This is a genomic window from Mesorhizobium sp. P170090, assembly GCF_057786115.1.
Map to the genome: position 1 here is coordinate 4,576,403 of NZ_JBYNWH010000001.1, position 13,783 is coordinate 4,590,185.

The window sequence follows — 13,783 nt, forward strand, 5'->3', positions numbered from 1 at the left end:
ATGCTGCACCAATGCGGTTAAATTCCGGTGAGGTGATGAGGCAGTTCACTCTCGATCAGCGGATCGCTACCCCAGCCGGCCCAGCACCGGAAAATTCTCGAGCAGCCAGTAGGACACCGTCTGCACGCCGCCGGTGAGGAAGAACACGCCGGCGACGACCAGCAGCGCGCCGATGGCTTTTTCGACGCGGCCGAGATGGACGCGGAACCTGCCGAGGAAGCGCATGAAGGCGCCGGAGAACAGGGCAGCAATCAGGAACGGAATGCCGAGGCCAAGCGAATAGGCAGCAAGCAGAAGAGCGCCCTCGCCCACCGTCTCGCGGCCGCCGGCCAAGGTCAGGATCGGCCCCAGCACCGGGCCGATGCACGGCGTCCAGCCAAAGGCGAAGGCCAGCCCCATGACATAGGCGGCGACCATGCTGGCAGGCTTGCCCTGCGACTGAAAGCGCGCCTCGCGCGACAGAAGTGGTATGCGCAGGATGCCGAGGAAATTCAGCCCCATCAGGATGATCAGCACCCCGGCCGCCATCGCCAGCGGCTCCTGCCAGACGCGCAGCCAGTGGCCGATGGTCGAGGCGCCGGCGCCAAGCGCCACGAACACGGTGGAGAAACCGAGTACGAAGGCGAGCGAGGAATAGATGAGCGCGCCGCGGGCGCCGGCCTTGGCCGTGACGCCGGCACCGCCACCGCGAAAGTCGTCGACCGACACGCCGGCCATGTAGCAGAGATAGGGCGGCACCAGCGGCAGCACGCAAGGCGACAGGAACGAGATCGCCCCCGCTCCGACCGCGCTGACATAGCCGATGTCCAATGGCATTCCAGAACTCCAGATTCCCTGGCGCCGATATAGCGGTGCAAACCCGTGTTCGCCAATCACCATCGTGTGGCATTTGGCTACAGATACGCTCCGGCGGACGAATTGTTGGCGGCCAATCCCAAGTTGACCAAGCCGGGGAAGAAATGTCCCTCGCCGAGCGTTCACAAAGCGAAGCCGCGATTTCTGCGCGCTTCGTCGGATCACCAGGGAGATTTCCATGAAAACGATCACCGTCGGCCTGGCCGCCCTTCTGCTCAGCACCGCCGCATCCTTCGCCGCCGAAGCGTGGAAGGAAGCGGAAGTCGGTGGCACCAAGATCTACACCGATGCCAATGGCATGACGCTCTATACCTATGACAAGGACGAGAAGGGCAAGACCAACTGCTATGACAAATGCGCCACCAACTGGCCGCCGCTGAAGGCCGAGGATGGCGCCAAGGCGGACGACGAATGGACCATCGTCGACCGCACCGACGGCACCAAGATGTGGGCCTATGACGGCAAGCCGGTCTACACCTTCATCAAGGACAAGAAGGCCGGTGACATCACCGGCGACGGCGTCGGCGAAGTCTGGCACATCGTCAAGGCCGACTGATCGTCCGAACCTCTATCCCGCACCCCATCGGCGGGACTCGGGTGGCCGCCGGCTCCAAGCGACCCGGCGACCAGTTCGGCATTTACGGGCAGCACGAACTGGTCGCGGCGCCTTTCCCGGTGGCTCGAAACACGAACCCTCCCAGACAAAAATTTTGTGATCTTCTCCATACACTCTAAGAGTGTATTGCGGCACACGCCTCCGCATTTTGGCCGCTTGCCCTTGACCGATCGCAAAAGCGCGGCCATGTGAGCGACCAATTGAATGCGTCACGCAGCGGAATTCTTCTGCCGCCCCACAGCTGATATGAGACCTCATGGACGTCGTCGTCGTCGAATCGCCGGCCAAGGCAAAGACAATCAACAAGTATCTCGGCAAGAACTTCAAGGTTCTGGCCTCGTTCGGCCATGTCCGCGATCTGCCGGCCAAGGATGGTTCGGTGCGTCCCGACGAGGATTTCGCCATGTCCTGGGCGGTCGACACCGCGTCCGGAAAGCGTCTCACCGACATCGCCAACGCGGTCAAGGATGCCGATGGCCTGATCCTCGCCACCGATCCGGATCGCGAGGGCGAAGCCATTTCCTGGCACGTGCTGGAGGTGCTCAAGCAGAAGCGCGTGTTGAAGGACAAGCCGGTCAGCCGCGTCGTCTTCAATGCCATCACCAAATCGTCGGTGCTGGAAGCGATGGCCAATCCGCGCCAGATCGATGCGCCATTGGTCGATGCCTATCTGGCTCGCCGCGCACTCGATTATCTCGTCGGCTTCACGCTGTCGCCGGTGCTGTGGCGCAAATTGCCGGGCGCCCGTTCGGCCGGCCGAGTCCAGTCGGTGGCGCTGCGCCTGGTCTGCGACCGCGAATCCGAAATCGAACGTTTCATCCGCGAGGAATACTGGCAGATCGCTGCCCTCCTCGGCACACCACGTAACGACAGCTTCGAGGCGCGGCTGACCGCGTTCGAGCGCAAGAAGCTGCAGAAGCTCGACATCGCCAGCAAGGCGCAGGCCGACGATATCAAGGGCATGCTCGAAGGCGCGACCTTCAAGGCTCTGTCGGTGGAAGCCAAGCCGACGCGGCGCAATCCTGGCCCGCCCTTCACCACCTCGACGCTGCAGCAGGCGGCCTCGTCGGGTCTCGGCTTTTCGGCCACGCGCACCATGCAGGTGGCGCAGCGGCTCTATGAAGGCATGGAGATCGGCGGCGAAACCACCGGCCTGATCACCTATATGCGAACCGACGGCGTGCAGATGGCGCCGGAGGCGATCGACGCCGCCCGCGACGCCATCGCCAAGGAATTCGGCCCAAGATACCTGCCGGAAAAGCCGCGCCAGTACACAGCCAAGGCCAAGAATGCCCAGGAAGCGCACGAGGCGATCCGCCCGACCGATTTCATGCGCACGCCGGCTTCGGTCAGGCAGTATCTCGATTCCGACCAGCTGCGGCTTTACGAGCTGATCTGGAAGCGCGCCATCGCCAGCCAGATGCAGTCGGCCGAGATCGAGCGCACCACGGTCGAAATCGAGGCGGTCAATGGCGCCCGCACGGCGGAGCTTCGCGCCGTCGGTTCGGTCGTTCGCTTCGACGGCTTCATCGCCGCCTACACCGACCAGAAGGACGAGGACGCCGAAGACGAGGAAAACCGTCGCCTGCCCGAGATCCGTGCCGGCGAGCAGCTGGCCCGTCAGGCGATCAATGCCACCCAGCACACCACCGAGCCGCCGCCGCGCTATTCCGAGGCGTCGCTGATCAAGAAGCTGGAAGAGCTCGGCATCGGCCGTCCGTCGACCTACACCGCGATCCTGAAGACGTTGGAAGACCGTGACTACGTCAGCATCGACAAGCGCCGGCTGGTGCCGCAGGCCAAGGGCCGGCTGCTGTCGGCTTTCCTCGAAAGCTTCTTCGAGCGTTATGTCGAGTATGACTTCACGGCCTCACTCGAGGAAAAGCTTGACGAGATTTCCGACGGCAAGCTCGCCTGGAAGGACGTGCTGCGCGACTTCTGGAAAGACTTTTCCGGCGCGGTCGCCGACATCAAGGAACTGCGCGTCACCGACGTGCTCGATGCGCTGAACGAGGAACTGGCGCCGCTGGTGTTCCCCGCGCGGGAGGATGGCTCGAATCCCCGCATCTGCCCAAAATGCGGCTCCGGCAATCTGTCGCTGAAACTCGGCAAGTTCGGCGCCTTCGTCGGCTGCTCCAACTATCCGGAATGTTCCTTTACCCGCCAACTCGGCGATGCCGCCAACCCGAATGGCGAGAATGGCGGCGGCGAGGACGGCACCAAGGTGCTCGGCAACGATCCCTACACGGCAGAGGAAATCACGCTGCGCTCAGGCCGCTTCGGTCCTTATATCCAGCGCGGCGACGGCAAGGAAGCCAAGCGCTCCAGCCTGCCCAAGGGCTGGACGCCCAACTCGATCGACCATGAAAAGGCCTTGGCGCTGCTGTCGCTGCCGCGCGATATCGGCAAGCATCCTGAATCCGGCAAGATGATCTCCGCCGGGCTTGGCCGCTATGGTCCATTCGTTTTGCATGATGGCACCTATGCCAATGTCGACAGCATAGAGGATGTGTTCTCGATCGGCCTCAACCGCGCTGTCACCGTGATCGCCGAGAAGCAGCTGAAGGGCAAGGGCGGCCGCAATGGCGGCACCGCGGCGGCGCTGAAGGAACTCGGCGACCATCCCGATGGCGGCGGCAAGATCGTCGTGCGCGATGGCAAATACGGGCCCTATGTCAACTACGGCAAGGTCAACGCGACACTGCCCAAGGGCAAGGATCCGCAGTCGGTGACCGTCGAGGACGCGGTGGCGCTGATTGCCGAGAAGGAAGCCAAGGGCGGCGGCAAGAAGCCGTTCCGCAAGGCGGCAGCCGCCGAGGCTCCCACAGCCAAGAAAACCACTGCCAAAACAACCACTGGCAAGAAAACCACAGCCAAGAAGTCGGCGACCAAGAAGCCGGCGGCGAAGAAAAAGGGATAGCAGCGTGGCGCGCAGGATCACCGGTAGAAGCCACGGCGATCCGCGCACCGCCGACACGAGGGCCAAGGTCAAGGACGACTACAGGCCCTCGCGTGACGAAATCCTGCGCTACATCGCCGAGAACCCCGACCGCGCGGGAAAACGCGACATCGCCAAGGCGTTTGCCTTGCGCGGCGACGACCGCATCTGGCTGAAGGACATTCTGCGCGACCTGCAGGACGAAGGCATCCTGACCAAGGAGCGCAAGCGGCTGGCCCGTGTCGGCGCCCTGCCCCATGTCGCCGTGCTCGACATTTTCGGCCGCGACGGCGACGGTATTCTGCTGGCGCATCCGGCGGAGGCCGTCGGCACCGGCGAACCGCCGGTGATCTCGATCCGCGTCTCCCGCGGCGGCAATGGCCCGCAGCCGGGCATTGGCGACCGTGTGCTGGCCAAGACCTTCCCGACCGACGAGGCGACCGGGCCTGCCTATACGGGCCGCGTAATGAAGATTTTCGAGAAGCGGACAGATGCCGTGCTGGGCGTCTTCCGTATCCTGAGGGACGGCACCTTCCGAATCGAGCCGGTCGAACGTCGCCAGCCCGAACTGATCGTCGACAAGGAATTCCAGAACGGCGCCAGGAACGGCGACCTTGTCGAGGTCGAGCCGGCGCGGGCCTCCCGGTATGGTTTGCCGCGCGCAAAAGTGCTGGCGGTGCTGGGCTCGCTGACCAGCGAAAAGGCGGTCTCGATGATCGCCATCCACGCGCACGACATTCCGCATATCTTCCCGGCCGACGTCATCGCCGAATCCGAGGCTGTAAAGCCGGCGACGCTTGCTCACCGCGAGGACTGGCGCGACCTGCCGCTGGTGACCATCGACCCGGCCGACGCCAAGGACCATGACGACGCCGTCTTCGCCACGCCCGACCTCGATGAGAAGAACCCCGGCGGCGTGATCGCCACAGTGGCGATCGCCGATGTTGCGGCCTATGTCCGCTATGGCACCGCACTCGATCGCGAGGCGCTGAAACGCGGCAATTCTGTCTATTTCCCCGACCGCGTCGTGCCGATGCTGCCAGAGCGCATCTCCAACGACCTGTGCTCGCTGCGCGAAGGCCAGGACCGTCCCGCGCTTGCCGTGCGCATGATTTTTGCCGCCGATGGCCGCAAGCTGCGTCACACCTTCCACCGCGTCATGATGAAATCGGCGGCAAAGCTCGCCTATCCGCAGGCCCAGGCCGCGATAGACGGCCTTCCTGACGACAAGACCGGCCCGATCCTCGATACGGTGCTGAAGCCGCTGTGGGACGCCTACGCCATCCTGAAGCGCGGCCGCGATGGCCGCCAGCCGCTCGAGCTTGATCTGCCGGAGCGCAAGATCCTGCTCAAGCCGGACGGCACCGTCGACCGCGTCATCGTCCCGGAGCGGCTCGACGCCCACAAGCTGATCGAAGAATTCATGATCCAGGCCAATGTCGCCGCCGCCGAAACGCTGGAAGCGAAGAAGCAGGCGCTGGTCTACCGCGTCCACGATGCGCCGTCGCTGGCCAAGCAGGAATCGCTGCGCGAGTTCCTGCAGACGCTCGGCCTGTCACTGGCGCGTGGCGCGCAGATGCGGCCCGCCCAGTTCAACGGCATTCTCGAGCGCGTGCGTGGCGCCGACAATGAGGGGCTAGTCAACGAAGTGGTGCTGCGCTCGCAGAGTCAGGCCGAATATTCGCCCAAGAACATCGGCCATTTCGGCCTCAACCTGAAGCGCTACGCGCATTTCACCTCCCCGATCCGTCGCTATGCCGATCTGATCGTGCATCGCGGGCTGATTGCCGCACTTGGGCTCGGCCCCGGCGGGCTGACGCAGGACGAAGAGACGCGGCTGGAAGACGTCGCGGTGCTGATCTCCGGCACCGAGCGCCGCGCCATGGCGGCCGAGCGCGACACCGTCGACCGGCTGATCGCTGCCTACCTCGCCGAGCGCATCGACGACCGCTTCGACGCCCGCATTTCGGGCGTCACCAAATCGGGACTATTTGTCCAATTGCCGCAGTTTGGCGCAGATGGCTTCATCCCGGTGTCAAGTCTGGATGGCGATTACTATATATATGACGAAACCGCGCGATCGCTGTTCGGAGAACGCACCGGCAAGGGCTATCAGCTTGCCGACCGCGTCGAGGTTCGCCTGATCGAGGTGGCGCCTATGGCCGGCGCGATGCGTTTCGAGATGCTGACCGACCCGAAGCCCCTGCCCGGCTCCAAACGGTCGTTTCACAAGGCAAAAGGCCGCGCCCGCGCGTCGCAATCGCGCCCGGGGTCGCGCGGCAGGAGACGATAATGGCAAGCGAAATGGGAATCCAGAAGCAGGTTTTCGGCGGCGAACATCATTCGGGCCGAGTCGCCCGCCCGCTGTGGACGGCGATGAAGCGCGGCGCCCTTGGCCGCTGCCCGCATTGCGGCGAAGGCAGGTTGTTCGCCGGCTTCACCAAGAGCGTCGACAAATGCGCCGTGTGCGGTGAGGAGTTCCACCACCACCGTGCCGACGACTTGCCCGCTTATCTCGTCATCGTCATTGTCGGCCACATCGTTCTCGGCGCCTTCATGGGCGTCGAGGCGACGTCGACGCTCTCCATGTGGCAGCACATCGCCATTTGGGTGCCGTTGACCATCGTGCTGTCGGTCGCTCTGCTGCAACCGGTCAAGGGCGCCGTCATCGGACTGCAATGGGCGCTCTATATGCACGGCTTCGGCGGCGAAAAAGACGGCACCGAGCCGCATCCCGGAACCTAGTTTGCGTCAGGGCAATGTCGCCTGGCGCAACATGCCGACCGTGAAAGGCCACTTTCGTTTGCCAGAAGTTTCCGCTAGGTCCTGCGCATGGAAGGTATGACCAAGGCGGAAGTCAGCAGGATGGACCGTGGCGCGGCCGCCCACAGCGGCCTGCCCATACGCCCGCGCGATGCCGCCACCCTGATCCTGCTCGACCGCGAGGGCGACGAGATTCTGGTGCTGATGGGACGGCGCCATGCAGGCCACGCCTTCATGCCCGGCAAGTTCGTCTTTCCCGGCGGCCGCACCGATTCGGCCGACAGCCGCATTGCCGCTGCCACCCCATTGCTCCCGGAGGAAGAAGCCAGGCTGACCGCCGGCGTCGGCCGCATCAGCCCGTCGCGGGCCCGTGCCATCGCGCTCTCGGCCATCCGCGAGACTTATGAGGAAGCCGGCCTGCTCATCGGCCGCAAAGGCTCGTTCGCAACCGACAAGCGCGACTGGCAGGGCTTTGTCGAGCACGGCGTCCAGCCTTCGCTGGCGCCGCTGCGCTTCATCGCCCGCGCCATCACCCCGCCCAATCGCGTGCGTCGTTTCGACACCCGCTTCTTCAGCGCCTGGCGCAGCGATGTCGCCGTGGAACTGCCGGGTGGCGGCCCGACCAATGAGCTGGAAGAACTAGTCTGGCTGCCGCTCGCCAAGGCCAGAGAGGCCGATATCCCCGACATCACCCGAACGATCTTGCAGGAGCTGGAGACGCGGCTTGCCGGCGATCCACGCCTGCGACCCGGTGGGTCCGTGCCGTTCTACCGGCTTATCCGCAACCGCTTCGTTCGCGAAATTCTTTAGAGCAATTCCAGGAAAAGTGTGACGCGGTTTTCCGTCCGGAATTACGCAATATCAAACAGACAGAGTATTCAGGCATCACATGACGGTCGATACCCAGCAAGAGGGCGACGAGCGCGTACATTGGCTACCGATGATCGCCGCGATCTCGTCGATCAGCGTCGTCGGCATCGCCATAGGCCTCGGCATGCCGCTGCTCAGCGTTATTCTCGAGAGCCGCGGCCACTCGGCATCGATGATCGGCCTCAACACCGCGGTCGCCGGCCTTGCCTCGATCGCCGGCGCCCCGCTGGCCACGCCGCTGGCGATGCGCTTCGGCGTCGCCTGGACGATGATCGCCATGATCGCCGCCGGCGCGCTCGCCTTTGTCGGCTTCCACTTCGCGCCGGACTTCTGGATGTGGTTCCCACTACGCGTCGTGCTGCACATCGCGCTGACGGTGCTGTTCATCCTGTCGGAATTCTGGATCAGCACCTCGGCGCCGCCGCGCCGGCGCGGCCTGGTGCTCGGCATCTACGCCACAGTGCTGTCGCTCGGCTTCGCCGCCGGGCCATGGATCTTCGCCCATATCGGCAGCACCGGCTTCTTGCCGTTTGGCGTCATCATCGTCCTGGTCGCGCTGGCCGCAATCCCGGTGCTGGCCGCACGGAATGAAAGTCCCACAATCGTGGTTGACGGCGAAACCAGCAACTTCCTGCGCTACATCTGGCTAGTGCCGACAGCGACCGCCGCCGTGCTGGTGTTCGGCGCTGTCGAGACCGGCGGCTTTGCGCTGTTCCCCGTCTATGGCAACCGCATCGGCTATTCCGAGGCGGATGCAGCCCTCCTGCTCACCATGATCGGCCTCGGCAACGTGCTGTTGCAGATCCCTATCGGCATGATCAGTGACCGCGTCTCAGACCGCCGCTATCTGCTTTTGGCCTGCGCCACGGTCGGACTTGCCGGCACCATCTTCATGCCGTTCTTCGCCGGCAATTGGCACCTCATGGCGGCGCTTCTGTTCGTCTGGGGCGGCGTGGTGGCCGCCATGTACACGATCGGCCTTGCCCATCTGGGCTCGCAGCTCTCCGGCCATGAACTGGCCTCGGCCAACGCCGCCTTCGTGCTCTGCTACGGCGTCGGCATGGTGCTTGGCCCGCAGGCGATCGGCATCGGCATGGATGCCTTCGGGCCCTCCGGCTTCGGCTGGTCGCTCGGCCTGTTCTTTGCCGCCTATATCGCCTTGGTCAGCGCCAGGCTGATCCGCAAGATCTGGTAGCCTGTCCGCCGCAGCCTGCGCAATCCTGACGGGACGTCGCCGCTGCTGACAGAACCGTGTCAGGAGACCTCAGCTAAAAGGGTGTCCCAAAAAACCCGAGTTTGAGGATACGGCGATGATCGACAGCGGCTTTGAAACCACATCTCTGCGCATGACGCTTCTGCTGCTTGTCAGCTTCCAGGCCCCGGCAGCCGATGTCGACCGCATCATGGACGCCGTGGTCGCGATCGCGCCGCTGGCAATGGGCAAATACGACCGCAACGCCTATCAAACGGCGCACGGCATCGAACGCTACCGACCGCTGGAAGGTGCAGCCGCCGGCGTCGAAACCGAACTGCGCCGCCGCCCCGGCACCGTCGAGGTCTCGTTCGAGTTGCCCGACGACCAGGTGCTCGCCGCCCGCGTCGTCGAGGCGATTTTCCAGGCGCATTCCTACCAGGAGCCGGTGATCCGCATCCAGCCGATCCTCGCCGGCCGCTCCAAGGGCCTGGACGACCGCGCCAATCCGAATCGCTGGTGGAACACCACCGGGGACTGGAAGAAAGCACTTCCAGTTAAGGAAGAAGCCTAGAAATCCGGCCCCGCTGAGGGGAAGCACCGGCCTTACCTTCTCCGTTGTGAGGTGAGAAGCGGTCCGTAGCGGACGAAAAGCCAATTGCGTGGTTTTTCGAGATTCGAATGCCCTGAGCCTGCGAAGAGTTGGGCGCGGGTGACCAATCCACCCTGCCGAACCAGCGCCGCTTCGCAGCGTCGCGGCATTCGCCGGCCTATAGTCATGCTGTCCGTCTCATCCTCAGCCTCCATCGGGCCGATGATAAAACCGGACAACTCATGTGCTACCTAATCCGGACAACTCATGTGCTTACGACACAGGCAAGGCGTCGGGCTTGACTTTCCGGGCACGTTCTTTATGTGTCGCGCCAAGTTTCCCGCGTCCGGGTGTTTTCCCCCGCTCCAGCGGCCAAAACCCCACGAACATAACGGACTGATACAATGGCCAAAGCCGCAAACATCAAGATCAAGCTTCTGTCGACCGCCGACACCGGTTTCTTCTACGTGACCAGCAAGAACAGCCGTACCAAGACCGACAAGCTGTCGTTCCGCAAATACGACCCGGTCGCCAAGAAGCATGTCGAGTTCAAGGAAACCAAGATCAAGTAATCTGGTTTTCATACGCTCTGTCAAAAGCGCCGCCCCTTCGGGCGGCGTTTTTGATTCAAGGCCCCGAAAAGCCAGAACCCTCCGCTGTTTGGCGCGAAGTGCTCATCTCATGTTTTGGCAAAAAGGGGGCCGGTCGGCGTATGGCAGCGGTACGAGGAGGCCACTATGTGCCAGCGCCGGCCGGCCGACCCCACGGACCCAGGAGATGCGGCGGACCTGAGCATCATGGGGTATTCGGCGAAGCGATGCGGCTGTCTACCCTCGTGCCCGCATCGCCCTTGTTCTTGCACCGCACATTTGCGCAACAATGTTTGAAAATCAATAGTTTCTTAACCAAGCCTGCCGAATCGCTTGGATTAAGGTAAATTCCTAACCCTGTCCGATTGACTGCATAATCGGTGGTCTAGCCTACGCTGCCTTGGCGACGACCCGGTTGCGGCCGCCACTTTTGGCTTCGTAGAGCGCCACGTCGGCACGTTTCATCAACGCCGCGACCGTGTCCGCGCCCTTCAGAACCGATGACACGCCGACGCTGACCGTGACTTCGATCGCCTTGCCGTCAGGGCCGATGGCAAACGGCAGCTGGGCGATTTCGGCGCGAATGCGCTCGGCAACCTTCTCCGCCACCGCGCCGTCCGTGTCCGGCATCACAACGACGAATTCCTCGCCGCCGAAGCGGCAGGCAAGGTCGATGCCCCTGACGTTCTTGCGCAGCCGCCTTGCGAACTCGCGCAGCACATCGTCGCCGCCATCATGGCCATGCGAGTCATTGACGGTCTTGAAGCGGTCGAGATCGGTGATCATCACCGACAGAGGCCGCCGCCGCGCCACGGCGCGGTCGAACAGCGTCTGCAAATGGCTGTCGAGGTAGCGGCGGTTGTGCAGCCCGGTCAATGCGTCGGTCACCGCCATCTCGATGGTCTGGGTGACACTGGCGCGCAGCTGGTCGTTGTAGCGCTTGCGGCGCACCTGCGTGCGCAGCCGCGCCGTCAGCTCCTGCTGGTCGATCGGCCGCATCAGATAGTCGTTGATGCCGAGCTCGAGCCCGCGAATGATGCGCTCCTCCTCGCCTCCATCGGCAATCAGGATGATCGGCAGGAAGCGGGTGCGGTCGAGCGAACGAAATTGCGAACACAACCGCAGCGGATCGAAATCGGCAAAACCGGTCGAGATCAGCACGCACTCATAGGGCGCCTCGGCGGCTTGGAAGAAGCCGGCATGCGGATCGGTCGCAATGTCGAGCTCGGCGCTGCCGCGCAGCATTTTCTGGATGCGCTCAACCGACGATTTGCGCTCGTCGATCAATAGCACCTTCGGCGTGGCGTCCTCCGACGCGAAGCTGCGGCTCAACAGCGCCTCGATGCCGATGTTGCGGGTGGTCGATGCGCGCAGCCGCAGCTCGTCGGTCAGCGACTTCAGCCTGACCAGGCTCTTCACCCGCGTCATCAGCTGCAGATCGTTGACCGGCTTGGTGAGAAAGTCGTCGGCGCCTGCCTCGAGGCCGCGCACCCGGTCGGCAACGTGGCCCAGCGCGGTCACCATGACCACCGGTATATGCGCGGTCGCCGGATCGCTTTTCAGCCGCTTGCAGACCTCGAACCCGTCCATGCCGGGCATCATCACGTCGAGCAGCACGACATCGACCTTGCCGTTTTCGCAGGTCTCGATCGCGTCCGGCCCGTTGGAGGCCGTCAACACCTCGAAATATTCGGCCAGCAGCCGAACCTCGAGAAGTTTGACATTGGCAGGGATGTCGTCGACGACGAGGATCCGCGCGGTCATGTCACAAGGCTCCGGCTGAAGGCATCAGGCATCACCGAGATAGGATTTGATGGTCTCGATGAAACGCGGCACCGAGATCGGCTTGGAGATGTAGGCCTCGCAACCGCCCTGGCGAATGCGTTCCTCGTCGCCCTTCATGGCGAAGGCGGTGACGGCGATGACCGGAATGGAATGGAGGTCGTCGTCCTCCTTCAGCCATTTCGTCACTTCCAGCCCCGACACTTCGGGCAGCTGGATGTCCATCAGGATCAGGTCGGGCCTGTGCTGGCGCGCCAGATCGAGCGCCTCGAGCCCGTTGCGCGTGCGCACCGTTTCATAACCGCTGGCTTCGATGAGGTCGCGAAAGAGCTTCATATTGAGCTCGTTGTCCTCGACGATCATGACCTTCTTAGGCATCGATTTCCCGTCCCGGCCAGGCTTCTGCCCGAAGCCCTGCCGCTATGCGCCTTTGTCGAAGCACACCAAACCCTCGCTCACTCTTAAGGCAATATAATTGACGAAATGGAAACCCGAAGCGGCAAAAGCCATTCGGATTCCACCTCGAAAACCACATTGGATCGGGGCTGTGGCTTGCCGCAGGCGACGCTTGCGATTACTGCGGAAAAGAGACTCATTTCCGCAACGAGAAAGTAGTGATGGCAAACGCAGCGTCAATGCGCGAGGAAGCGGAAACCATTGCCGTGAAGGCACTGGGCTTCGTCGCCGCCGACCCCGAACTCCTGCCGCGCTTCCTGGCCATCACCGGCATCGAGGCGTCCGCCATCCGCCGCGCCGCGGCCGAACCGGGATTCCTTGCCGGCGTGCTGCAGTTCATGCTTGCCCACGAGCCGACCTTGCTGCGCTTTGCCGAGGAAACCGACACGCCCCCGGCCGCCATCGGCAAGGCGTTGCGGGCGCTGCCTCTTGGCGGCGACGACCATGAGCATTCGATATGAGCGACGATCCCGAGACGGCACGCCAGATCGCCGAACTTGCAGCCGACGACCGGCCTCTGCTGATCCTCGATGTCGACGATGTCGTGCTCGAATTCATCCGGCCGTTTCCGCATTTCCTGAAATCGCGCGGCTTCGGCCTGACCCTGGCCTCCTTCCGTCTCACCGGCAACATTGCCGAAACGGCGAGCGGCCGGCTGATCGAACAGCCGGAGGTGACGGCACTTCTCGGAGATTTCTTCGATACGCAGGCCGACTGGCAGAGCGTTACCGACGGTGCCGAACAAGCGCTTGCCAGCCTCAGCGACCGCGTCGAGATCGTCCTTTTGACCGCCATGCCGCACCGGCATCGCGCCGCCCGCCGCGCCCATCTCGATGCGCTCGGTCTGCCCTATCCGCTATTGACCACCGAAATGGCCAAGGGACCCGCGGTGGCCAAATTGCGTGGTAGCAGAGGCCGGCCGGTAGCCTTTGTCGACGACCAGCCCGCCAACCTCATCTCGGCACGCAACTCGGTTGCCGACGCCCATCTCTTCCACCTGATGGCCGACAATTCGCTGCGCGCCTTCCTGCCGCCGGTGCCGGACGACATCATCTCCGTCGAGGACTGGCACGAGGCCGCGCCAAAGATTGCTAGCGCGCTGGGACTCTGAGTTAGCCGCCCCCGAGGT

General features: G+C 63.5%; 13 protein-coding genes. 10 read left to right on the forward strand and 3 right to left on the reverse strand.

The genetic code is table 11. The features are described from left to right. Positions 1-66: 66 nt before the first annotated feature. Positions 67-816 (reverse strand): cytochrome c biogenesis CcdA family protein, encoded by a 750-nt coding sequence (locus AC3EML_RS22285; RefSeq protein ID WP_352520451.1) that lies wholly within the window; start codon positions 814-816, stop codon positions 67-69. Positions 817-1,033: 217 nt separating this feature from the next. Between AC3EML_RS22285 and AC3EML_RS22290 the strand changes: the two genes are divergently transcribed. The 8 genes from AC3EML_RS22290 (at position 1,034) to rpmG (ending at position 10,398) form a co-directional block, all read left to right on the forward strand. Next, positions 1,034-1,411 (forward strand): COG4315 family predicted lipoprotein, encoded by a 378-nt coding sequence (locus AC3EML_RS22290; protein WP_023725729.1) that lies wholly within the window; start codon positions 1,034-1,036, stop codon positions 1,409-1,411. 316 nt (positions 1,412-1,727) lie between these two features. Beyond that, complete coding sequence (gene topA, locus AC3EML_RS22295) at positions 1,728-4,391, forward strand: type I DNA topoisomerase (protein WP_488505316.1); 2,664 nt, start codon at positions 1,728-1,730, stop codon at positions 4,389-4,391. 4 nt (positions 4,392-4,395) lie between these two features. Next, on the forward strand, positions 4,396-6,702 hold the full coding sequence (gene rnr / locus AC3EML_RS22300) for a ribonuclease R (RefSeq protein WP_023815374.1): 2,307 nt from the start codon (positions 4,396-4,398) through the stop codon (positions 6,700-6,702). Continuing rightward, positions 6,702-7,154, forward strand: a complete 453-nt coding sequence (locus tag AC3EML_RS22305; protein WP_031194788.1) for a DUF983 domain-containing protein — start codon at positions 6,702-6,704, stop codon at positions 7,152-7,154. The genes rnr and AC3EML_RS22305 overlap by 1 nt, the downstream gene beginning before the upstream one ends. Positions 7,155-7,241: 87 nt before the next feature. Then, complete coding sequence (locus tag AC3EML_RS22310; protein WP_023681569.1) at positions 7,242-7,982, forward strand: NUDIX hydrolase; 741 nt, start codon at positions 7,242-7,244, stop codon at positions 7,980-7,982. A gap of 79 nt (positions 7,983-8,061) precedes the next feature. Further along, positions 8,062-9,237 carry an MFS transporter gene (locus AC3EML_RS22315; RefSeq protein WP_352518654.1) on the forward strand — a complete coding sequence of 392 codons (1,176 nt, stop codon included), beginning with the start codon at positions 8,062-8,064 and terminating at the stop codon, positions 9,235-9,237. A gap of 115 nt (positions 9,238-9,352) precedes the next feature. Beyond that, positions 9,353-9,808 carry a YqfO family protein gene (locus tag AC3EML_RS22320; protein ID WP_352520453.1) on the forward strand — a complete coding sequence of 152 codons (456 nt, stop codon included), beginning with the start codon at positions 9,353-9,355 and terminating at the stop codon, positions 9,806-9,808. A 422-nt stretch (positions 9,809-10,230) separates the two neighbouring features. Further along, positions 10,231-10,398, forward strand: a complete 168-nt coding sequence (gene rpmG / locus AC3EML_RS22325) for a 50S ribosomal protein L33 (RefSeq protein ID WP_006201775.1) — start codon at positions 10,231-10,233, stop codon at positions 10,396-10,398. Between the two features lie 408 nt (positions 10,399-10,806). Here the strand turns inward: rpmG and AC3EML_RS22330 are convergent, their stop codons facing one another. Then, a complete protein-coding gene (locus tag AC3EML_RS22330) occupies positions 10,807-12,180 on the reverse strand; it encodes a PleD family two-component system response regulator (protein WP_352520454.1) in 1,374 nt (457 codons plus the stop codon). 24 nt (positions 12,181-12,204) lie between these two features. Then, entirely contained in the window at positions 12,205-12,576 is a 372-nt protein-coding gene (locus AC3EML_RS22335) for a response regulator (RefSeq protein ID WP_023667574.1), read from the reverse strand. Positions 12,577-12,815: 239 nt separating this feature from the next. Here AC3EML_RS22335 and AC3EML_RS22340 point away from each other — a divergent pair, with 239 nt between their 5' ends. Both AC3EML_RS22340 and AC3EML_RS22345 read left to right on the forward strand, forming a co-directional pair. Next, the gene (locus AC3EML_RS22340) at positions 12,816-13,115 is read left to right on the forward strand and encodes a DUF3572 domain-containing protein (protein ID WP_352520455.1); all 300 of its coding nucleotides are present in this window, start codon (positions 12,816-12,818) and stop codon (positions 13,113-13,115) included. Continuing rightward, positions 13,112-13,765, forward strand: coding sequence for a hypothetical protein (locus AC3EML_RS22345; RefSeq protein WP_023681574.1), 654 nt, complete (start codon positions 13,112-13,114; stop codon positions 13,763-13,765). Before AC3EML_RS22340 ends, AC3EML_RS22345 begins: the two co-directional genes overlap by 4 nt. The last annotated feature ends 18 nt before the right edge of the window (positions 13,766-13,783 follow it).

Excerpts from the sequence above, each read along its gene's own strand:
- AC3EML_RS22285 (WP_352520451.1), bottom strand. The coding sequence starts at position 816 with ATGCCATTGGACATCGGCTATGTCAGCGCGGTCGGAGCGGGGGCGATC.
- AC3EML_RS22290 (WP_023725729.1), top strand. The coding sequence starts at position 1,034 with ATGAAAACGATCACCGTCGGCCTGGCCGCCCTTCTGCTCAGCACCGCC.
- topA (WP_488505316.1), top strand. The coding sequence starts at position 1,728 with ATGGACGTCGTCGTCGTCGAATCGCCGGCCAAGGCAAAGACAATCAAC.
- AC3EML_RS22305 (WP_031194788.1), top strand. The coding sequence starts at position 6,702 with ATGGCAAGCGAAATGGGAATCCAGAAGCAGGTTTTCGGCGGCGAACAT.
- AC3EML_RS22310 (WP_023681569.1), top strand. The coding sequence starts at position 7,242 with ATGGAAGGTATGACCAAGGCGGAAGTCAGCAGGATGGACCGTGGCGCG.
- AC3EML_RS22315 (WP_352518654.1), top strand. The coding sequence starts at position 8,062 with ATGACGGTCGATACCCAGCAAGAGGGCGACGAGCGCGTACATTGGCTA.
- AC3EML_RS22320 (WP_352520453.1), top strand. The coding sequence starts at position 9,353 with ATGATCGACAGCGGCTTTGAAACCACATCTCTGCGCATGACGCTTCTG.
- rpmG (WP_006201775.1), top strand. The coding sequence starts at position 10,231 with ATGGCCAAAGCCGCAAACATCAAGATCAAGCTTCTGTCGACCGCCGAC.
- AC3EML_RS22330 (WP_352520454.1), bottom strand. The coding sequence starts at position 12,180 with ATGACCGCGCGGATCCTCGTCGTCGACGACATCCCTGCCAATGTCAAA.
- AC3EML_RS22335 (WP_023667574.1), bottom strand. The coding sequence starts at position 12,576 with ATGCCTAAGAAGGTCATGATCGTCGAGGACAACGAGCTCAATATGAAG.
- AC3EML_RS22340 (WP_352520455.1), top strand. The coding sequence starts at position 12,816 with ATGGCAAACGCAGCGTCAATGCGCGAGGAAGCGGAAACCATTGCCGTG.
- AC3EML_RS22345 (WP_023681574.1), top strand. The coding sequence starts at position 13,112 with ATGAGCGACGATCCCGAGACGGCACGCCAGATCGCCGAACTTGCAGCC.